This window comes from Tenacibaculum finnmarkense genomovar ulcerans (genome assembly GCF_900239495.1).
GTDB lineage: Bacteria > Bacteroidota > Bacteroidia > Flavobacteriales > Flavobacteriaceae > Polaribacter > Polaribacter ulcerans.
Genome location: NZ_OENE01000010.1, coordinates 88,827 through 109,959, shown reverse-complemented (window position 1 = coordinate 109,959; position 21,133 = coordinate 88,827). Strand labels below are relative to the sequence as shown.

The window sequence follows — 21,133 nt, the reverse complement described above, 5'->3', positions numbered from 1 at the left end:
AATCGATAGTAAATATCTAAAAATAAAAAAATCTTCTGATGAAAAATTAACGAAATATTTTATTTGATAAAAACTGATATAATTTTGCCGACACAAAGCCGATAATCATCCCGTTTATAAAACCACAAAGTATATCAATCGGAAAATGTACGCCTAAGTAGAACCTACTGTATGCAAAAATCAATGGAAATACCGCTAAATATTTAATCGCTGGCACATATTTTCTTAAAAGCATAATTAAAAAGACAGTAACAACGGTTGATGTGGTTGCATGACCAGAGGTAAAACTATAACTCTGTGGGTTTATCAACCTTCTTAAAGAATCTTGTATTGCTGGATCATTATTTGGACGCAATCTTTCAAAAGTACGTCTAATTAAGTTTGTAAATTGGTCTGAAAAAGTAATTAAAACAGCAATAAACACCAAGGTAAATGCAGCTTTTTTCCAGCCTAGATGTTTAAAAATTAAAAATATTAAAAACGCAAATAAAGGAATCCAATTAAATTGATTGGTAATTACTAGCCAAAGCCAATCCCATTGTTCGCTTCCTAAATTATTTAAATAGATTAAAAGTGCCTGGTCTTTTTGTATGATATCTTCCATAAGTAATTTTGCTAATTATTTCCCTACTTTTAATACTTCAATTTCAAAAATTAGATCAGATTTTGCAGGGATTGGTCCTAAAGAATTTTCGCCATATCCTAAATAATAAGGAATAAAAAACACTGATTTATCACCTTCTTGCATGGTTTGCACCCCTTCTTTCCAACCTGCTATTAAAGGCATGTTTGCATCGTTAAGTGTAAAGCTAAAAGGCTTGTTTTTATCTACACTTGAATCTATTTTTGTTCCATCTGTTAAAAATAACGTGTAATGAACCGTTGTTGAAATTGCTGGGTTTACTTTTTTACCTGTTCCTTTTTTTATGGTTGCTATTTTTAAGCCTGAATTTGTTTTAACAGCCTTGCTAATTCCTTTTTCTTCTTGAAATTTACGTTTTAATTCGGCTACAGCTTTTTTACGTTCAGCAGCTTTTTTTACTACATTGGTTAATTCATATTCAAAAACAGTGGCTGCTTTAAATTTTTTAGCAATTTTACCTATTCTGATAATTTCTAAATGATTAATAACATCATTTTGCTGAATAGTATCTACGATATGCTGTCCTATAATAACCTTACCAAAAATTGAATGTTTACCATCTAACCAAGGCGTTGCTTTATGGGTGATAAAAAATTGACTAGAATTGCTAGCTTTCCCTGAATTTGCCATCGATAAAACTCCAGGAGCATCGTGCTTATAAAGTAATTTTCCTTTTTCATCCATCGGAAATTCATCTGCAAACTTATATCCTGCATTTCCACGACCTGTGCCTGTAATATCACCTCCTTGCACCATAAAATCTTTAATTACTCTATGAAATTTAGTCGTGTTATAATACGGTTTTCCTTTTAGAGAATCGGCTATTTTAGGATTGTCTCCTTCTGCTAACGACACAAAATTAGCCACGGTCATTGGCACTTCTTTTGCGTGTAGTTTTATTAAAATATCACCACGATTGGTTTGTATATCGGCATACAAGCCGTTTTCTAAATCAGGGTATTTAACTGATTTACAAGCCGAAAACAACACTACTACTGCTATTAAAATTTTATAAATTTTCATTTTTTATTATTTTAGATATGCTTATAAACAATCAATTAGGTTAGTAACGAGTACTAACCTAATTGATTTCTAGTTATTTATATATTGTAATTACTTTACTTCAAGTAATTCTACTTCAAAAATTAATGCTGAAAAAGGCTTAATTTTTTCACCTCTTTGCTGTGCTCCGTAGGCTAAATCTTGTGGGATAAAGAACTTATACTTTGCTCCTGGCTTCATTAACTGTAAACCTTCTGTCCAACCTTTAATAACCTGCCCAACACCAAATTCTGTTGGTTCTCCTCTATCAACAGAGCTATCAAAAACAGTTCCATCGGTTAATGTTCCGTGATAATGAACTTTTACACGTGAGCTTACTTTTGGAGCATCACCTTTACCTGGTTTTAAAACAACGTATTGTAAACCTGTAGCAGTTGTTTTTACACCTTCTTTTGTTTTGTTTTCAGCTAAAAACTTTTCACCTTCTTTTTTGTAGTCTCCAAATTCAGCTATTGCTTTTTTAGCCTGAGCTGCTTGTTGCTCTTTCATTTTTTCTTCTTGTTTTTTCTGAAAAAATGATCTTAAAATATTGTTAATCTCTTTAGAATCTACTAATAAATTGGTAGAATCTACTCCGTTTTTAAATCCTTGAACAAATAAATCTTGATCTAAATCTTCAAAATTCACTTTTATTTTGTTTGCCATGTCTAACCCTAAACTATAGCTTACAGAATCTACCTCTGTAGCCAATGAACTTTTGGTTTTAAACCCACTATTTCCACATGATACAACTGAAAGTGTTACAGCTGTTGCTGCTAAAATTTTAATTAATTTCATTTTTATCTATTTGTTATTTAATTTCAATTAATGTTACGGTACTTTGTATAGGTTGATTTACAAGTATTTTACTTCCATCGCCGATAACGCCAAAAGCCCTATATGATGGAATTACAAATGTAATAATTTCTCCCTTTTTCATCAACTTTATTCCGTCTTGTAATGCAGGAATAAAATCTTCTTGATCTACCTTATAAGTTCGCTCTTGCTTTTGGTAAATTACATTACCGTTTATATCGGAAATATCATACGATAACAACACCGTGTTTGTAGCTTTTGCTAGTACTGTACTTACAGTATCTTTAACTACATATCGATACCAAAAACCATTTTTAGAAGCTTTATAAGTATGCGTAGAATCTTTAGATATCCAATTTTTTAAACGTTTTTTCTCTAAAGCATTTAATTTTTTATTTTTCTTGACTACTTCTTTATAAAAATTAACAGTTCCTTGTTTTTTAGGATGTCTGGCTTGTGGCTCTTTGCAAGAAACCACTGTTAAAATAATCAGGATGAAAAAAATAAAATTATACTTCATAAGACCTTTCTAAAGCTGTTTTATACTCAGGTAATAACGCAGTAAAAGTAGCAATAGTATCTTCCATCGAAAAATCACTTTTTCCACCAGCAGCATTATCGTGCCCACCACCATTAAAATGATTTCTAGCAAACTGATTTACTGAAAAATCTCCTTTACTACGAAGCGACATTTTAATAATACCTTGCTCTTTATCTTCAATAAAAATAGCGGCAAATACAATTCCTTTTAACGAAAGTGCGTAATTTACAACGCCTTCGGTATCGCCTTTTTCGTAATTAAATTTTTTCTTTTCTTCTTCGGATAAAGTAATAAAAGCCGTTTTATACTCAGGCAATAATTTCATATTACTCAACGCCTGCCCTAATAAAAGTAAGCGACTGTATGAATTTGCATCAAGCACATTGCTATGAATTTTATCATTTTGGGCTCCTTTATCAATTAAATCGGCAATAATTCTATGCGTTGTACTTGTCGTTGATCTAAAACGGAACGAACCAGTATCGGTCATAATTCCGGTATATAAACAGGTCGCAATATTTTTATCAATTAAAGCAACATCGCCCATCATTTCGATAAAATTATACACCATTTGACAAGTTGACGACATCGAAACATCAGAATACATATATTCAAAATCATCAGGTTGCTGATGATGATCTATTAACGCAAAATTATTTTCGTACTTTTCTAATGTATTTTGCATGTCGCCACCAACTCGGTGAAGCGCATTAAAATCTAATAGAAAAATTAATTCCGAAGCAGCTAAAGCACGATGGCTTTGCTTGTTTTGACGGTCAAAACGATATACCGTTTCAGAACCAGGAATCCAGTGTAAAAAATCAGGATATTCATTAGGCATTACCACCTGAGCGGTGTGTCCTTTTTTAGCTAAATAATGCTTCAAACCTAAGGTTGAACCAACGGCATCTCCATCAGGATTTCTATGTCCTATAATAACAATATTTCTAGGGATTGATAAAAATTCTTGAAGCTGTGTAAAGTGTTTTAAAATCATATCTCGCAAATATACAAATTAATGATTTATTAATCTTTTTATGCTTTTATTTTTGTTGTTTTGCTCAAAATTATTTTCATGGTTTACACTAAATATCCTATTGCTTTTTTCTTGCTTTTAATTGCTTTTATAAACACTTCAATTGCCAATTGTTATAGCCAAAATAAATTCACCCTAGCCTTTGGTTCTTGCGATAATCAGAGAAAAGAAAATCCTTTTTGGGAAGATATTATTTCTTTAAAACCCGATGTTTGGGTTTGGGGAGGCGACAATATTTATGCCGACACCTATAATATGGCTAAAATGGAAAAATTTTATCAGCAACAAAAAAGAGATAGTTCGTATCAAAAGCTAGTGAAAAACACGCCTATTTTAGCGACTTGGGATGACCATGATTATGGTCAAAATGATGGCGGAACTCATTATCGAAAAAAAGAAGAAAGTCAACAATTATTTTTAGATTTTTTAAACGTTCCTAAAAATTCTCCTAGAAGAAAACAAGCAGGAATTTATCATTCAAAAACTTTTAAAATTAAAAATAATAGTGTAAAAATAATAACCTTAGATACCCGTTATTTTAGAACTGAATTAACAAAAGGCACAGGTAAAAAAAGGTATCAATCAAACCAAAAAGAAGGCAGTATTTTAGGAAGTGATCAATGGAAATGGCTCGCAAAAGAATTAACAAATTCTACGGCAAATTTTACGGTTATTGTAAGTAGTATTCAAGTACTATCGAGTGAACATGGTTTTGAAAAGTGGAGTAATTTTCCAAATGAAATGACTACATTTTTTAAATTAATTGAAACTTCAAAAGCAAAAAATGTAATTATTCTTTCTGGTGATAGGCATATTTCGGAATTTTCAAAAGCAAGCCTAAATACTATTGCGTATCCTATTATTGATTTTACATCAAGCGGTTTAACCCATGCTTACAGTTCTTTTTCATCAGAAAAAAACAAGTATCGAATTGGTAATGTTACAAGTAAATTAAGTTATGGCGTATTGTTTTTTGATTTTATTTCAAACAAAGTAACCTTTCAAATACGAGGTAAAAACAAGGTTATATTACAAGAAATCAACCAAGTATATCCTTAATTTTTTAATAAGATTAAAAAGTGTATTTTTGCGCCGATTTGTGCGAAGTTCGCACTTACATTTTATTTACTTTAATTAGAAACTCAATTACAATGGCAACAAATAGAACTTTTACAATGATTAAACCAGATGGTGTTGAAAACGGACACACTGGCGCAATTTTAGACAAAATTAATGCTGCAGGTTTTAGAATCGTAGCGTTGAAAAAAACTCAAATGACTAAAGCGGATGCTGAAGCTTTTTACGCTGTGCATAACGAACGTCCTTTTTTCGGTGAATTAGTTGAATTTATGACTCGTGGTCCTATTGTGGCTGCTATTTTAGAAAAAGACAACGCTGTTGAAGATTTTAGAACTTTAATCGGTGCTACAAATCCTGCTGATGCTGCTGAAGGAACAATCCGTAAAATGTTTGCTACCTCTATCGGTGAAAACGCTGTTCACGGTTCTGATTCTGATGAAAACGCTGCTATCGAAGGTGCTTTTCACTTTTCAGGAAGAGAGATGTTCTAAAAATATTTTAAGAACAATAATTCTTTTTAAATATATAAAAACTCGTTATTATACTAGAAATAGTATGTTAACGAGTTTTTGCTTTTAATTATTTGAAGCTATTTCCCGCTTTCCGCACTCGCTTTTTTTATTTTTTAAAAGAAAAAAACAAAAAAGAGCTCAAACAAATGCTTCAATCGGGGCTAGGTATTTGTGCTTATAACTTAATTAAACAACATCTTTTACCAAGTCATATTTTATGTCATTATAATTTGCAATTACTTTTTGCGCTAACGAATAATCTTGCTCTTTAGAGTGTTCACTTTTATAAGCAACACAATAAATTCCGCCATCGTAAGCGGCTCTAATTCCGTTGGTAGAATCTTCAATTACTAAACATTCTTTTTTATCAAAACCAGCAATATCGGCTGCTTTTAAAAATATTTCAGGATGTGGTTTTGATGCTTTTAAATCGGCACCACTAATTTTCCCTTTAAAATATTTATTTAAATCGAATTTGTTAAAAACATTGTCAATAGTAACCATCGATGCCGAAGATGCCAAAACCAAAGTAACACCGTTTTGATAATAATTTTTAATTAAATCTAACACTCCTGTTAATAATTCTAAGTCATTATCATCAGAAAAAAAGAGTTCTTTAAAAAAAGCACGTTTATAATTTACCAATTCGGTAGCCTGAATAGTTAAATTAAATTTGGCTACTAAATCTTTACAAATTTCTAAAGTTGATTGCCCTGTGTACGAATTGTAAAGCTCCTGTGAAACTTTAATATTTACTTTATCAAACATTAAAAAATATGCTTGTTTGTGTAACGGTTCGGTGTCAACAATTACCCCGTCCATATCGAATAAAACTGCTTTTAAAGCCATAGTATTTAGTTTGTGTTGTGCTACAAAAATAATCAATTGCTCCTTACTGATTACTATTATTAAGCATCACTTTGCATGAATTATTTTGTGAAATTTATTTTATACGAATAGTCATTTTTATCGACTGAATTACATCAAATTTTGCATCTTTATATTTAGGAGGTCCCATAAATCCTTTTGCATCATTAGAAATACCTATTGGCTCTTTAGGAATCCCTATAAAATTGGTATCCATTTTCTTGTTATCATTCACATCATGAAACGCCGAAATTGCATAAGTTCCTGCTATCATATTCTCAAATACTAGGCTCGCTTTTTTATCTGAAATTTTTATTATTTTTCCTTTTATAGGCTCTTTTAAAAAATCTTTTTTATGGTTATAAATTGCTACATACAAATTACCCTTATCAGATTTCATTCCTTCAAAATATACTGTAATTGTATGTTTTTCTTGACTTATTGAATTTAAAATTCCTGTTAAAATAAAGAATACTGTTAAAATAATTTTCGGCATATTTTTTTATTTTATAATTAAGTCTTTAAGTGATACTCTAAATATCTTATTTTTCATTCTTGCTATTTTTTAACAAAATACGCTAAAATAATTGATAAAAAATGTATTTTTACATAGCATAAAAAATAAGAATGTCACACGATTTAAGCGATTATAGAAAATCATACGAAAAAAAGGAACTGCTAAAAATTAACTGCCCTGAAAACCCGATGGAATTATTTAGAGACTGGTTTTTTGCTGCCGATGCGTCAGAAATGGTTATTGAAAGTAATGCCATGAATGTTGCATCAATAGGATTGGATGGTTTTCCTAAAAACAGAATTGTATTGTTAAAAAAATATACTTGGGAAGGTTTTATTTTTTATACTAATTATAATTCAGAAAAAGGAAAAGCAATTTTACAAAACAACAATGTATGTCTTTCTTTTTTTTGGCCTGGCTTAGAACAGCAAATCATCATCAAAGGAAAGGCCGAAAAACTAGCCGAAAATTTATCTGATGGTTATTTTGAATCAAGACCTGACGGAAGTAAATTAGGCGCTTGGGCATCAAATCAAAGTGAAATTGTTGCCACTCGCCAACTGCTCGATGAGCAACTTGAAAAAACAACTGAAAAGTTTCAAAATAAAGAAATTACACGTCCACCACATTGGGGAGGTTTTATGGTAAAACCCGTTTCTATTGAATTTTGGCAAGGTCGTCCAAATAGAATGCACGATAGAATACGATATACCTTAGAAAAAGATTTTTCTTGGAAATTAGCACGTTTAGCGCCATAATTTTATATTTACATACATTTTAATCATTTAAATGAAAACACTTTATATTGTTCGTCACGCAAAATCTTCTTGGCTATACCAAGGTATTAAAGATATTGATAGGCCTTTAAAAGAGCGTGGTATTAAAGATTCACATCTTTTTTCTAAGTTTTTATCGCAAGAAATAGCAAAGCCAGATGTATTTGTTTCGAGTAGTGCAAATAGGGCGCTGCATACGGCTATTATTTTTTGTGAAAATTTTAAATATCCGCTTTCTAACCTACAAATAAAACGTCAGTTATATAATTTTAGTGATGGTTATTTAGTAAAAACGGTAAATGCTTTAGACGATAATTTTAGTAGTGCTATTATATTTAGCCACGATCATGGTATTAATAGTTTTGTGAATAATTTTGGCGATAAACCAATAGCTCACGTGCCTACTTGCGGAATTATAGGCATTGAATTTAAAGACAAACACTGGAAAAACTTAAAAAAGGGACGTACTATTTTAGTCGATTTCCCTAAAAATCATAGATAAAATTATATTATTTTGAAAATTAAAAAATATGGCGCTATAGATATCGGTTCAAATGCTGTAAGACTCTTAATATCAAATGTTATTGAAGAAAAAGGCAAAGAACCGCTATTTAAAAAAGCTTCTTTAGTTAGAGTTCCTATTCGTTTAGGTACTGATGCTTTTGTTACGGGTATAATATCCGAAGAAAATACTGCTCGAATGGTGGATGCTATGGCAGCTTTTAAATTGATTATGAAAGTTCATGGTGTTGAAAAATACAAAGCATGCGCCACCTCAGCAATGAGAGAAGCTCTAAATGGAACTCAAGTTGTTAATACTATATTAAAAGAAGCTGATATAGAAATTGATGTAATTGATGGTAAAAAAGAAGCCGCAATTATATTTTCTACCGATTTACATCATTTAATTAAATCAGAATCTACCTATCTTTATGTAGATGTTGGTGGTGGTAGTACCGAATTTACCTTGTTTTCAAAAGGTAGAATTGTAAAATCAAAATCGTTTAAAATAGGTACTGTTCGATTAATCAATAATAAAAAAACAGAAAATAACATTATTTTCAAAGAAGTTCAAGAATGGGTTGAAGAAAATACCAAAAACTACGGACGTATTTCTCTTATAGGTTCGGGTGGAAATATTAATAAAATATTTAAAATGTCGGGTAGAGATTTAGGAAAACCTATTTCTTATATCTATTTGAATGCACAATATCAGTTTTTAAAACAAATGACTTATAAAGAACGAATTTCTGAACTAAGTTTAAACCCCGATAGAGCCGATGTAATTGTTCCTGCAACTAAAATTTACCTTTCAGCAATGAAATGGAGTGGTGCTCGAAAAATATTTGTTCCTAAAATAGGCTTGTCCGATGGAATCATTAAAAGTTTGTATTTCAATAAGCTATAAAACCCTTTAACATTTCTTTAACATAAAATAAAATACCTATCTTTGTTTAATTATGTGACCTTTATTTATATAATGTGTCACATAATTAAGTTAAATAATATCAAACAAATTTAGAATTATTATGAAAAAATTACTATTAACAGGAGCGCTTCTAGCCTTCTATTTTAGTGCTTCAGCACAAGATTTACCCACAAATGCAGAACCTGGAAAGTGTTATGTACGTTGTAAAACTCCTGAAGTATGGAAAAATCAAGATGTAACGATTGAAATTGCACCTGCTTACAAAAGAATTGTTACACATCCTACTGCTTATAAATCAGTAACCGAACGTGTTTTAGTTAATGAAGGAAGTCAAAAATTAGTTATCGTACCAGCAAAGTACGAAGCTCAAACTTATTCGGTAGTTACCAAAGAAGCTAGTCAGCGTATTGAAAAAGCGTTATCAAAACCTAGTTCTGCTACTGAAACTATTGTTGTAAAAGAAGCTTCTCAAAGATTAGAGCTAGTACCTGCGAAGTACGAAATGCGTGATGTTGTTGTTGTTACTAAAGAAGCTACGCAACGTTTAAAATTAGTTCCTGCAAAATACGAAACTAGAGATGTTGTTGTAGTTACAAAAGAGGCTAGCCAACGTTTAGTTAAAGTTCCTGCTACTACAAGTGTAGTTTCTGAAACAATTGTAGTAAAAGAAGCAGCACAACGTTTAGTTAAAGTTCCTGCAAAATATGAAATGCGTGATGTTGTTGTTACTGTTAAAGAAGCATCGCAACGTATTGAAGTTATTCCTGCAAAATATGAAATGCGTGACGTTACTGTAATAGTAAAAGAAGCTTCTCAACGTTTAGTTATTGTTCCTGCAGTTTATGGAACTGAAACTATTTCTTACAAAAAAAGAGATTATGGAAATAAATTAAGTGTAATTCCTGCATCTTTTAGTAACGATAGCGAAACTATTGAAGTTAAAGCTAAATCTGCTAGATGGCAAATGAGTGAAAAAGCACCTGATTGTGAATCTTCAGATCCTAACGATTGTCGTTACTGGTGTTATAAAGAAGTACCTGCTCAATTCCAAACAATTAACAAAACTGTTTTAGGAAATGATGCTAGTGTTGTTTCTACTCCTGAATGTAATGAAAGTACTTCTCCTAACGGATGTGGTAATTCAACCTATACTAAAAGAGTTGTTAAGACTCCTCCTACAACAAGAGTTGTTGCAGTTCCTGAGGTAACGAAAGTTATTAAGAAAAGAGTAATGGTAACTCCTCCTACAACAAGAACTATTGATATTCCTGCTGTAACGAAAATTATCAAGAAGCGTGTAATGACTACACCTCCTACTACAAATACAATTGCAATTCCTGAGGTAACTCAAACTATTAAAAGAACGGTAACAACTCCTGAATCTACAAGAGTTATTGCTATTCCTGAAGTAACTAAAGTTATTAAAAAAACAGTGATGGTAACACCTCCATCAACAATTACAGTTCAAATTCCTGAAGTAACTAAAATTATTAAGAAAAGAGTAATGGTAACTCCTCCTACAACGAGAGTTATTGCTATTCCTGAAGTTACTACTACAATTAAAAGAGTAATTCCTTCGGTTACAACTACTAAAGTTATTGCTATTCCTGAGGTAACTACAACTTTAAAGAAAACTGTAATGACAACTCCTCCTACTTCTAGAGAAATTAAAGGAGATGCTGTTTATAGTAACTTAAAGAAAACTGTTTTAGTAAAAGATGCTTGGAAGGAAGAAATTCCTGTAGCTGCTAAATACAAAACAATTACTAAAGAAGTATTAGTTTCTAAAGGTGGGTTAACATCTTGGAAAGAAGTTGAATGTAAATTAATTGAAAATACACCTTTACCAATTAACTGGAACTTAGGAAGTGCTACTTTAACTTCTGGAGCTAAACGTTTAATTGACAATAGATTATTACCAATTTTAAAGACTGGTGTAGCTGCTGCTGTTGAATCTCATACTGATTCAAGAGGTAGTAACGTAAGCAACCAATCTTTATCAGAAAGAAGAGCTCGTTCGGTTGTAAACTACTTAATTTCGAAAGGAGTTAACGCTAGTCAATTAACTGCTAACGGTTACGGTGAAAACAAATTAACAAACAGATGTGCTGATGGTGTTTCTTGTACAGAACGCGAGCATGCTGCAAACCGTAGAACTACTTTTAGAGTAATCAATCAAAAATAATTTTTGATAAACATACTATAATTAATATTTTGATATTAAAAAAACCGAGCTTTTGCTCGGTTTTTTGTGTTTTATAGAGTATTCTGATGCAATAAAAATCATAAAGTTAAAACCATCATAAATTTTTTGAAGCTATTTCCCGCTTTCCGCACTCGCTCTTTTTTTGAAAAAAAAAAAAAGGAGCTCAAACAATTGCTCAATCGGGGCTAGGCATTTTATTGTCTAAAGTAATTTTACAACACAAGGTATATTTGTAACTATTAAAATAAAGCAATACAATACTCTTTTTATTCTATATCAAAATAAAATCCATAAAATGCTACTAAAATCGATACTTTAAACCTATGCCTGCTAAAAATTGACTTCCTTTTTTAGTTGCCTTAAATTCTTCCATTAAATAACCAATATTTGCCGATATATTATAGTTATGAGTTACTGTTTTTGTTGCACCTATCGTTGCATAATAAGAGTTTAAATTGATGTTAGAAGCCACTGGTATAAATTTTGATGGCTCATCAGGTGAAATTCCTGTTCCTAATCTAATCGCTATATAGTTTTCAGCACCACTATAATAATACCGAATATTTGTTTGATAATTTTGTATAAATCCACTAGCTATTTCTGGGCCTATAAATACACCTGCGTTTAAATAAAAATCACCAACATAAGACGTAATCCCAACAATATACGTTGTAAAATTAGCCGTATCAAAACTTAAGTATCGAAAACCGACTTCCATTTCAATACCTTTTAAAACCGAATAATATACCGATGCTTTTATCCCTAATTTTTGAAAAAAATCAGCATTAGAAGACGTACTGACATTTACATAACTATAACATTTTTTAGAAAACACCGGATACGATTCTAATTCATATAATATCGCATCGTTTGTAAAACGCTTACTATGGGTTACACGAACTCCAAAAGAATGTGCTCCTACGAATTTCATATATTCCAATTGCTTGGTGTGCCATGTTTTTTTCGTTGGATATTCCGCCCCAAAAGAACTGGCATTATAATAAACACTAATTTGATTGGTATTTACCTTCTTTAAAAGTAATCGATATCTATATTTTTGACCAATATTTAATTGGTTTTTAGCTATTTTAGATAGTATTTCCTTTGTGTTCTTAAGGTCTTTTAGGCGATAATAAGCTTCCGCTTTTGATAAATCAACATCAATATCTTCTTTATAAAAAGCGGTAATATCAGCGATAAATTTAGCAAGTATTTTTTCATTTCTGATAAGACTTAATTGTCTAATTACATCATTTTTAAGCTCCCTTGGTTCTTCTGATTTTAAAAGTAATTTTAAATCGTTATTTACCAGTTCAGTTTTATGTAACCTTTGTGAAATCCTTATACGTAAAACACGAATATCAATATAATTAGGAGCAATATTTAAAGCCGTATTTACAAGATTTAAGGCTTCTTTATTTGCCTTTTTTTTATATAAATTATTTGCTTTATAATACAGTGAATCTACATTTATTTTATCCTTTTGAGCTTCCGAAGAAAAACAATTAAAGAGATAAAAAAAAATTATTAAGCAATAATGTATTCTTAAATTTATCCTTGTAAAATTCATTATTAATTTTATTTATTTTGTTCTTCATTTTCCTCTTCTTCATTAAAACCATCCCTATCCATAGTTCCCCAACCTGTATTAATTTTAAATATCTTCTTAAAAAAACCTTTTAATTGTGCGTATAACATTATTGGGTGACTATAAAAAGATTCTATATAAGAAACTAGTAATAATTGGATAATCATTTTAGGCTTTAAATAATGTTTGTAATTTAAGGAATACATTAATATTGCAATTGTTGAAAATACACAACCTGCTAAATACACTGTGAAAGCCAAAAGAAGTGCCATTTGTAAATTCATAAACCCATTAATTGCGTAATAAATTAAGTATAACATTCCTAAAAACTCAACAATAGGAGCTCCTAACTCAAAGAAAATCCAATATGGAAAAAAATATTTCCCCATATTTCCATATTTTTTATTGAAAAATAAATTTCGATGTTTATATAAGGTTTCCCATAACCCTCTAGCCCATCGATCTCGTTGTGATATATAAATTTTAAAATTAGGCGGAGCTTCTGTCCAGCATAATACTTCAGGAATATAAACAACCTTATAAGGTTGTTTTAAATTTTCCATATGAGTTCGTAAACGAATACATAATTCTAAATCTTCTCCAATAGTATCTTTATCTAACCCTCCTACTTCAAGTAATCGATGTCTAGGATATAATCCAAAAGCACCTGAAACAAGCATTAATCCATTAATATGCCCCCATGCCATTCTACCTAATAAAAAAGCTCTTATGTATTCAACTATTTGTATGCGTGGTAGTAATTTTTTAGGCATTCTAATTTCTTTAAGAATACCATTTTTAATAACCGAATCATTAGCTATTCCAATAATACCTCCACTAGCAATAACTTCTTTTTCTGTTGCTTCAATATAGGGTCTAACCATTTTTAATAAAGCATCTTGCTCTATAATACAATCGGCATCTGTACATAAAACCAAGTTTGATTTGGCAAAAATAATCCCACAATTAATAGCATCTGAACGACCTCCATTAAACTTATCAACAACAGTTAAGCTTGTGTATTTAGAATTGGTGCTTTTATATATTTTTTTAATTTCGGCACATGAAACTGCACTTGTGTTCTTTACAATTTCAATTTCTTTCAAACTAAAAATATCAATTAATTGTTCTATTGAATTATCAGTACTTCCATCATTTACAATAATCAATTCGTAAAAAGGGTACTGTATCGATAATAATGATTTAACATTTGTTATAATTGTTTTTCCTTCATTATAAGCTGGAGCAATTAAACTAACAGAAGGTAAATCATGAGAACCTTTTATGTAATCTATATTTAGGAAAATTGCTTTTTGTTTTGATTTTTTTATAGCTTTCAAAGCCAAAATAATTAGAAAAAAATATACACAAAATATGCAAATACCATAAATAAAGAAGAAATATTCGATACTATTTCTTACAAAATAATCCATTTAATTTTTAGGAATTGTTACTTTTAAATCATTCAAAATAGTAGCATATTGATTTCTTTCTAGTGTTTTATAAAATAGGTTTTCTACACTTTCTTCTTTCCCTATAGATGATAAATATTTTAATGTATTTATTGCAATAGTTACTAATCTGGTATCATCTGAAAATATTTGTTCTATAACATAATATTTATATTTTTTCAATTTAAATCTCTTTATAACCCTGATTAACAACTCTATAATTGTTTTATTTTCAGAAGCTAAAGCTTTTTGAATATAAATATCATCAAATTCATGTGGTTTTTCTTCTAATTTTTCAATAATTCTAATTTGTTGCCATAACGAAATATATGGCTTTACATAAGGAAAAAACGCTAGACTTTTCCATCCTAAAAAGCTAACTAATGCTATTTGCGCCTCCCTACGTACTAATGTATTTTTATCATTTCTATATTTATTGATTGTTTTTATATTTTCCGATAATTCAAATTCGTATGACAGCCATATTGCTTTAGCTTTTACATACCAACTTTCATTATTTATTTTTTGATTTAGAACGCTAGACACTTCTAAATAATCAAAAATAACTTTAAAATTTTGAAGATTAGAGAACTTTACAATACGGTTAAATTTGATAAATATAGTTGCAGCTCTAAATAAATATTTGATATCTTTATTTATGACCTTTTTAAATTTTTTAAGTTGTTTATTACTTTCTTCTATTTCCACCTTAGAATAAGTGGCTATAATTCCTTCTAATATTTTTTTTTCAAATACAATATCTTCTTTGCCTCTCTTTTTCTTTATTGTCACAAATAAAAATAAATAACACCAAATTAAAATAATTACAAAAATAAAAATGGCTATTAGAATATACAATGCGTTTATTAAACTCATAAGTACCTACCAATACGTTTTTCTATATCTACTTTAGTAAAAGGAAAAGATATAAATTCATTAATTCCAATTTTATTTGCAAGACTAACGATATTATCTTGATCAACTTCAGACATTACCACAATAGGCGATTCACTTGCCATTATTTTTAAATCTTCTAAATATTGAAAAACAAAGCTCCCTTTAATTACTGCATCAGTAACAATCAGGTCATACTTATTAGTTTTAAGACTTTTTATTGTTTCATCATATGAAGTACTAATTTTAAAATTAGTGTTTGCTGATGCTAACATCATTTTTATTAAAGATGAAATACTTACATCATTATTTACTATTAAAATACTCTTATCCATACTTTGTTTATTTAAAAAACAGTACAATTAAATTTATAAATAAAAAGGGGGACTTTTATTTAAAGATAAGCAAAGAGTTCTGTTTATAATTAATATAAACAATACAAAATAGTTATTTTTAGACGTGCAAATATTCCTATTAAATTTTAATTAAAATAGGAATATTCATTATGAAAACATTAATAAGATGTAAAAAAATTACTTAATCAAAATCACTTTTAATTTCAGTTCTTTTTCGATCCAACTTTTTAGTTCTTTTTCTTTCTTTTCAATTACTGAATCAGTTAATTTTTTATTCCAAACTATTGATAACTCAGGAATCGTATCTATTTTAATAAAATCAGTCGAAGATAATTTTTTAGAAAAACTAATTCCTTTAATATCGTTGAATCTAATTTTAGCTTCCTTGGCTATGGTACTAAAAGGAATGCTATTTTCATCTTGCTTTAAAGCGGTTTGTTCTATATTATTATTTAAACTTGAAATTGTTGTTTTTAAATCGCTAATTTCTTTTTGTAAGCCTTTTATAATGTTATCTTTTTGATCTAAATCAACAATTGCCCTATCGTAGGCATCAACAACTCTGTCGACACTTCTGGCTTTATTTTCATTCACAACCAATTCATAAATATCTAATTTAGGATAGCTTTTTAATTCATTTCTTAAAAAAGTTTCGGTAGCATCGGTAACATCGCCATTAAAAAATAAATTAATTTTTTTAGTCTTTTTATCGATGTTTTCTCTTTGTAACCATAAATCTTTATTGGCTAAAATTTCATCTTTTAAAAATTTATCATAATTTGATTTAACCACGCTTTCTTTATAAACACTTACAAAGGTAAACACAGCGGGCACCATTACTAAAAAACCGATAAAAGAAGCCACTTGTGCTATTCGTTTTCTCTTTTCTGAATTTACATAGCGAATCATGGTAAACCCTAATAATTTTAGCACTAAAAAAGTAGCTAAAGCGATAAAAATGGTATTAATTGTAAATAAATACATTGCTCCAAAAAAGTAATCAAATTTACCAATTGCTAAGCCATAACCTGCCGTACATAAAGGTGGCATTAAAGCGGTAGCAATAGCAACACCAAATATTACCGATGCTATTGTTCCTTTTTTTGTTCGAGCGATAATTAAGGCTAAACCACCAAAAAAAGCGATTAACACATCTCGAATATCGGGTTTTACTCTTCCTAATAATTCTGAAGTTTCTTCTTTTAAAGGAAACAAAAAGAAGAATAAAAACGCGGTTAATAAACTCAACACAATCATAATTGCCAAGTTGATTAATGATTTTTTTAAGGTATCAATATCGTTAATAGCTAACGACATTCCAATTCCTAAAATAGGTCCCATTAATGGCGATATTAACATGGCTCCAATTACCACAGCGGTTGAATTAGCATTTAACCCAATCGATGCTACAAATATTGAGCAAATTAAAATCCAAACAGTAGCTCCTTTAAAAGGAATATCATTTTTTATGGCTTCAATGGTTGCTTCTTGATCGGTATCATGGCGAAAATCTAATAATTCTACCATAAATATTTTAATACTTTCCCACAATCCTTTAGCATCTTCTTGAACTGCTTGTTTAGATTGCGCTACACTTTCGTCTTGCTTTTCTTGCTTTATTTTTTCTTCCATATAAATTGATTTTATAACGCTCGAAAGATACGCAATTATCACTTTATAGTATCAAAACAAAAAAGCCCAAAGAAATATCTTTGGGCTTTTACTCGTATTTTTAAAAATTTCTTTAAAAGAGAAATTACTTGATGTTTAATTTCTTTTTTAAACCTTTTGAAACACCATCTTTATGTAATAAAACTGAAATAGTTTTTAATTTAAAATAAGGAACAGACATATAAATATATCCTTTATTTCCTACTTTCGAACCCCAAGAATTTTTAACTTTAAAATACTTGTTTCCTTTCTGATCTTTCATTAATCCTACGATGTGCATTAAATGATCATCGGTAGTATTAAAGTTTTCAAATTCTGATTGACGAAAACTAGGGGTAATTTTCTTTTCTTTAACTAATTCAGTTAAGCCTTTTTCACTTTCTGAACTGCTTGCAGGAATAATTGCAATACCATTTTTTGCTGAAAATGTTTTCTCAGAAACATCACAATCTAATGCAATTGTATATCCTTTTTCAATCGCATTTTGTGTTACCTCAACCAATTCATCTAATGAAACATTATGAAAAGCGCCGTTTGAAAAATTATCAGGAATATTCAATACAAATTCATCATACATTTTTGCATGCTGAAAAGAAGTTATTGACACGTAATTTTCAGGATTAATTTTGATATGTTCTGCAAAGCTTTTTGGAGTATAACTAGCGCCATCAAAATTAAATGTTTTTTTATTTTCTCCTAAATAAACATCTAAAACACGTTGGGTTGCTTGTTTCCATTTTGGGCTTAATTCTTTTGCTGGGTTTTTAATATAAGCATTTAGCATCGATTTTAAAACCGCAACTACCTCAGCATGATTATGCCTGTTTTGCCCAGCATCTAAGCCTGAAAAAACCTGCTCAGGAGCTAGCCCGTAATTTGCTACTGAATTGATAACATCATGTGCCAAACCACCTTCGCTAAATTGTGCTTTCCCTTGACGGTATAAATAATTATTTGCCTTCTCAGAATAGGTATTACGAACGGTGTACATTTCTGATAAATCAATATTTTTACCTGTTAATCGTATTACTTCCGACTCTAAAAACGATGTTGTTGAAAAACTCCAACAAGTACCCGTGCTTCCTTGGCTTTTTACTTGGGTGCTTTCTATATCTTCTAATGTTTTGAATTTATATTTTTGAGCGGTAATTGAACCAATACTTAAAAAAGCAAAAGCGGCTCCGATAAACAAGTTTTTCATGTGATGTATTTTAATTTAACGAGCAATTTAGCATTTTTACTTATTTTTAACATCATTTTTACCGTTAAAATGTTTAAAAATGTTCTAAAAATCTACAATAACTCCAATTCTTGGTAAAACACTACCCGATGTGCTTTCTATTTCTTCTAAAACATATCTTGATGAATCATTAGTATTTGAAACTCGTCCATCAGCATCTTCTATTGGTAATAAAAAAGGTTGCTCACTAGCACTACTAGCGTAAACATTCTGAATATCAACATAAAAGTTAACAGCTATCTTCTTTAAAAACCATGTTTTATCAACTCTTAAATCTAACTGCGTGTAGGTATCAAAACGTTTTTCATTTAATTTTGAAAAATCTAAAACACCTCCATTTACAACATCATAATTAGTTTTTAATGATGACGCATTTCTATCATAAGGTGTGTAAGGTCTTGCGCCAACTAACCTAAATTTAGCGCCTATTTCCCAATTTTTCTTTAATTTTTTTCCTGCGGTTATTGTTAAAAGATGTTTATTATCCCAAGTAGAAGGAATATAACTTCCTAAAGCATCTTTAAATTCACTTCTTACAAAAGTATATGAGGCTAATCCGTATAAACCATTAAATGATTTTTTTTGAGCCAATATTTCAAAACCATAAGCACGTCCTTTTGAATTAGAAACGACCTCTTCATTTCCTACAACACCAAAATCAGCTCCTAAATTTGCCAAACTAATTTGATTTCTTACTGAAAATGGATACTTATCATACGCTTTATAAAATCCTTCAAAAGTAATTTTAGAACTCGTAGTTGGTTTGTATGATAATCCACTTACAAAATGGTCTGACTGTATATATTTTAATCCTTTTTTGTTGATAAATTCTCCTGAGTTATCTTTAAATCCTAAAACAGTATAAGATGGTAATTGATAATAACGCCCTACCGATGAACTTAAACTCATTTTATCATTTAAGCTATAATTTAATGAAAGTCTTGGCGAAAATTGATTGAATGAATTTTTCATTTCTTTGTTATAATCAACACCATCAATTCTAAATCCGAAGGAAACACCTAATTTATTCTTTAAATATCCTTTTGATATCTGCCCAAAAACGCCGTATTTAATAAAGTCAATATCCGAATTAAAAGTATCTTCAAAAACTCCTTGAGAATTTGCCACTTTTCGATACGTATTATTTAAATAAGTCGCCGTTTCTATGTTTGTACCTATATTGACTTTATAATTATTTGAAGTGCTAAAATTATTTTCATATCGAAATTTAGTTTCTATTTCTTTAGAATTATAATCTAACAATAAATTTGCTGCTACTTCTTGATTCAAAAAATATTTTTCAGCGGTATTTTTCAACTCATTTCTACTTAAAACGACTAAATGTGTCGAGTTTTCAGCAAAATATTTATAACTAGCACCAACCGTATAATTCCATTGGCTATTTACAGGAACAGTATTTAAAACAATAGTATTTCTTTTTAAAATATCTTGATCTGTTATGTCATCATTTACCGATTCATTCAATTTAAAAGTATCGATTGCTCCTAAAGCGATTATTAATAATTCACTGTTTTTTGATAATTGCGATTTTACATTTAACTGAAAATCGTTATAAGTTGGTAAAAAAGGCAATTTAATTAACTTAAATAAAAACTGTAAATACGATTGACGAACCGACAACATAAAAGTCGTATGATCACCCAAAGGTCCATCTAAAGTAATTCCTGCATCAGAAGTTCCTAAAGTAGCTCTTGTATTTAAAGCTGTTGGATTCCCTCGTTTTTGCGTAAATTCGATAACCGAACTTAAGGTATTTCCTCTATTCGCAGGAAAAGCACTCGAATAAAAATCAACCTTACGGATTAAATCGGCATTCATAATTCCTACAGGTCCACCAGTTGCGCCTTGCGTTTGAAAATGATTAATTACAGGAACTTCAATGCCATCTAAATAAAATTTATTTTCAGATGTTGCGCCTCCTCTAATTATAATATCATTTCGAAAACCAGGATTAGAAGCAACACCAGGAAACGATTGAATAACTTTTAAAATATCTCTATTTCCTCCAGGGTTTTTTTCTATTTCAGCAACTCCTAAAGATTGTAAAGACAACGGACTTTGTACCGATTTTTTAAACAAATTAGCCTTTACCTCAACTTCATTTAAAGTAGTATCACTTTCTTTTAATTCGATGGTTACAAACGGGATATTATCATTTGTAACTAAATATTCATCAGAAATTAAGGTTTGATAACCAATAAATGATACTTGTATTTTATTATATCCTAAAGGAATATTAGCTATTTTAAATTTACCATTTTCATCAGAAACAACTCCTTTAGTAGTTCCATAAACCAATACATTTACAAAAGGAAGAACATCTCTTGTTTTAGCATCAATTATTTTTCCTGAAATAACACCATTTTGATCATCATTCTGACTTACCACAAGTAAAGAATGCAAAAAAACTACAAACAATAAACATATATTTTTCATAAATAAGCTGAT

General features: G+C 29.8%; 20 protein-coding genes. 6 read left to right on the top strand and 14 right to left on the bottom strand.

Annotated features, from left to right (window positions below; all coding sequences use genetic code 11):
- Positions 1-46: 46 nt before the first annotated feature.
- The 5 genes from DPIF8902391_RS04210 to DPIF8902391_RS04190 form a co-directional block, all read right to left on the bottom strand.
- On the bottom strand, positions 47-604 hold the full coding sequence (locus tag DPIF8902391_RS04210) for a phosphatase PAP2 family protein (RefSeq protein WP_172505114.1): 558 nt from the start codon (positions 602-604) through the stop codon (positions 47-49).
- Positions 605-619: 15 nt separating this feature from the next.
- Positions 620-1,666, bottom strand: coding sequence for a peptidylprolyl isomerase (locus DPIF8902391_RS04205; protein ID WP_172505113.1), 1,047 nt, complete (start codon positions 1,664-1,666; stop codon positions 620-622).
- A gap of 90 nt (positions 1,667-1,756) precedes the next feature.
- Positions 1,757-2,482 (bottom strand): FKBP-type peptidyl-prolyl cis-trans isomerase, encoded by a 726-nt coding sequence (locus DPIF8902391_RS04200; protein WP_058884475.1) that lies wholly within the window; start codon positions 2,480-2,482, stop codon positions 1,757-1,759.
- Positions 2,483-2,495: 13 nt separating this feature from the next.
- Entirely contained in the window at positions 2,496-3,020 is a 525-nt protein-coding gene (gene gldI, locus DPIF8902391_RS04195; RefSeq protein WP_058884474.1) for a gliding motility-associated peptidyl-prolyl isomerase GldI, read from the bottom strand.
- Positions 3,010-4,038 (bottom strand): DHH family phosphoesterase, encoded by a 1,029-nt coding sequence (locus DPIF8902391_RS04190; RefSeq protein ID WP_058884473.1) that lies wholly within the window; start codon positions 4,036-4,038, stop codon positions 3,010-3,012. The genes gldI and DPIF8902391_RS04190 overlap by 11 nt, the downstream gene beginning before the upstream one ends.
- Before the next feature lie 78 nt (positions 4,039-4,116).
- On the opposite strand from DPIF8902391_RS04190, the gene DPIF8902391_RS04185 reads away from it, so the two are divergent.
- Both DPIF8902391_RS04185 and DPIF8902391_RS04180 read left to right on the top strand, forming a co-directional pair.
- Positions 4,117-5,136, top strand: coding sequence for an alkaline phosphatase D family protein (locus DPIF8902391_RS04185; RefSeq protein WP_058884472.1), 1,020 nt, complete (start codon positions 4,117-4,119; stop codon positions 5,134-5,136).
- A 92-nt stretch (positions 5,137-5,228) separates the two neighbouring features.
- Positions 5,229-5,648 carry a nucleoside-diphosphate kinase gene (locus DPIF8902391_RS04180; RefSeq protein ID WP_058884471.1) on the top strand — a complete coding sequence of 140 codons (420 nt, stop codon included), beginning with the start codon at positions 5,229-5,231 and terminating at the stop codon, positions 5,646-5,648.
- 207 nt (positions 5,649-5,855) lie between these two features.
- On the opposite strand, the gene DPIF8902391_RS04175 is transcribed toward DPIF8902391_RS04180, so the two are convergent.
- Positions 5,856-6,518 (bottom strand): HAD family hydrolase, encoded by a 663-nt coding sequence (locus DPIF8902391_RS04175; RefSeq protein ID WP_172505112.1) that lies wholly within the window; start codon positions 6,516-6,518, stop codon positions 5,856-5,858.
- A 94-nt stretch (positions 6,519-6,612) separates the two neighbouring features.
- Positions 6,613-7,032, bottom strand: coding sequence for a DUF2141 domain-containing protein (locus DPIF8902391_RS04170; protein ID WP_172505111.1), 420 nt, complete (start codon positions 7,030-7,032; stop codon positions 6,613-6,615).
- A gap of 131 nt (positions 7,033-7,163) precedes the next feature.
- Here DPIF8902391_RS04170 and pdxH point away from each other — a divergent pair, with 131 nt between their 5' ends.
- From pdxH to DPIF8902391_RS12590, 4 genes are all read left to right on the top strand, one after another.
- Positions 7,164-7,811 (top strand): pyridoxamine 5'-phosphate oxidase, encoded by a 648-nt coding sequence (gene pdxH, locus DPIF8902391_RS04165; protein WP_058884468.1) that lies wholly within the window; start codon positions 7,164-7,166, stop codon positions 7,809-7,811.
- Positions 7,812-7,842: 31 nt separating this feature from the next.
- Positions 7,843-8,331 carry a SixA phosphatase family protein gene (locus tag DPIF8902391_RS04160; RefSeq protein ID WP_058884467.1) on the top strand — a complete coding sequence of 163 codons (489 nt, stop codon included), beginning with the start codon at positions 7,843-7,845 and terminating at the stop codon, positions 8,329-8,331.
- A gap of 9 nt (positions 8,332-8,340) precedes the next feature.
- Positions 8,341-9,237, top strand: coding sequence for a Ppx/GppA phosphatase family protein (locus DPIF8902391_RS04155; protein WP_058884466.1), 897 nt, complete (start codon positions 8,341-8,343; stop codon positions 9,235-9,237).
- Between the two features lie 121 nt (positions 9,238-9,358).
- Positions 9,359-11,443, top strand: coding sequence for an OmpA family protein (locus tag DPIF8902391_RS12590; RefSeq protein ID WP_172505110.1), 2,085 nt, complete (start codon positions 9,359-9,361; stop codon positions 11,441-11,443).
- A gap of 322 nt (positions 11,444-11,765) precedes the next feature.
- Here DPIF8902391_RS12590 and DPIF8902391_RS04145 read toward each other — a convergent pair whose 3' ends face one another.
- From DPIF8902391_RS04145 to DPIF8902391_RS04115, 7 genes are all read right to left on the bottom strand, one after another.
- Positions 11,766-13,034 carry a YaiO family outer membrane beta-barrel protein gene (locus tag DPIF8902391_RS04145; RefSeq protein WP_058884464.1) on the bottom strand — a complete coding sequence of 423 codons (1,269 nt, stop codon included), beginning with the start codon at positions 13,032-13,034 and terminating at the stop codon, positions 11,766-11,768.
- A gap of 8 nt (positions 13,035-13,042) precedes the next feature.
- The gene (locus tag DPIF8902391_RS04140) at positions 13,043-14,392 is read right to left on the bottom strand and encodes a glycosyltransferase family 2 protein (RefSeq protein WP_232122736.1); all 1,350 of its coding nucleotides are present in this window, start codon (positions 14,390-14,392) and stop codon (positions 13,043-13,045) included.
- Positions 14,393-14,485: 93 nt separating this feature from the next.
- The gene (locus DPIF8902391_RS04135; RefSeq protein WP_172505109.1) at positions 14,486-15,379 is read right to left on the bottom strand and encodes a hypothetical protein; all 894 of its coding nucleotides are present in this window, start codon (positions 15,377-15,379) and stop codon (positions 14,486-14,488) included.
- A complete protein-coding gene (locus tag DPIF8902391_RS04130) occupies positions 15,376-15,732 on the bottom strand; it encodes a response regulator (protein ID WP_058884461.1) in 357 nt (118 codons plus the stop codon). The genes DPIF8902391_RS04135 and DPIF8902391_RS04130 overlap by 4 nt, the downstream gene beginning before the upstream one ends.
- A 198-nt stretch (positions 15,733-15,930) precedes the next feature.
- On the bottom strand, positions 15,931-17,385 hold the full coding sequence (locus DPIF8902391_RS04125) for a DUF389 domain-containing protein (RefSeq protein WP_058884418.1): 1,455 nt from the start codon (positions 17,383-17,385) through the stop codon (positions 15,931-15,933).
- A gap of 124 nt (positions 17,386-17,509) precedes the next feature.
- A complete protein-coding gene (locus DPIF8902391_RS04120) occupies positions 17,510-18,625 on the bottom strand; it encodes a C1 family peptidase (protein WP_058884417.1) in 1,116 nt (371 codons plus the stop codon).
- Positions 18,626-18,709: 84 nt separating this feature from the next.
- Positions 18,710-21,121, bottom strand: coding sequence for a TonB-dependent receptor (locus DPIF8902391_RS04115; RefSeq protein ID WP_172505108.1), 2,412 nt, complete (start codon positions 21,119-21,121; stop codon positions 18,710-18,712).
- Positions 21,122-21,133: the final 12 nt, after the last annotated feature.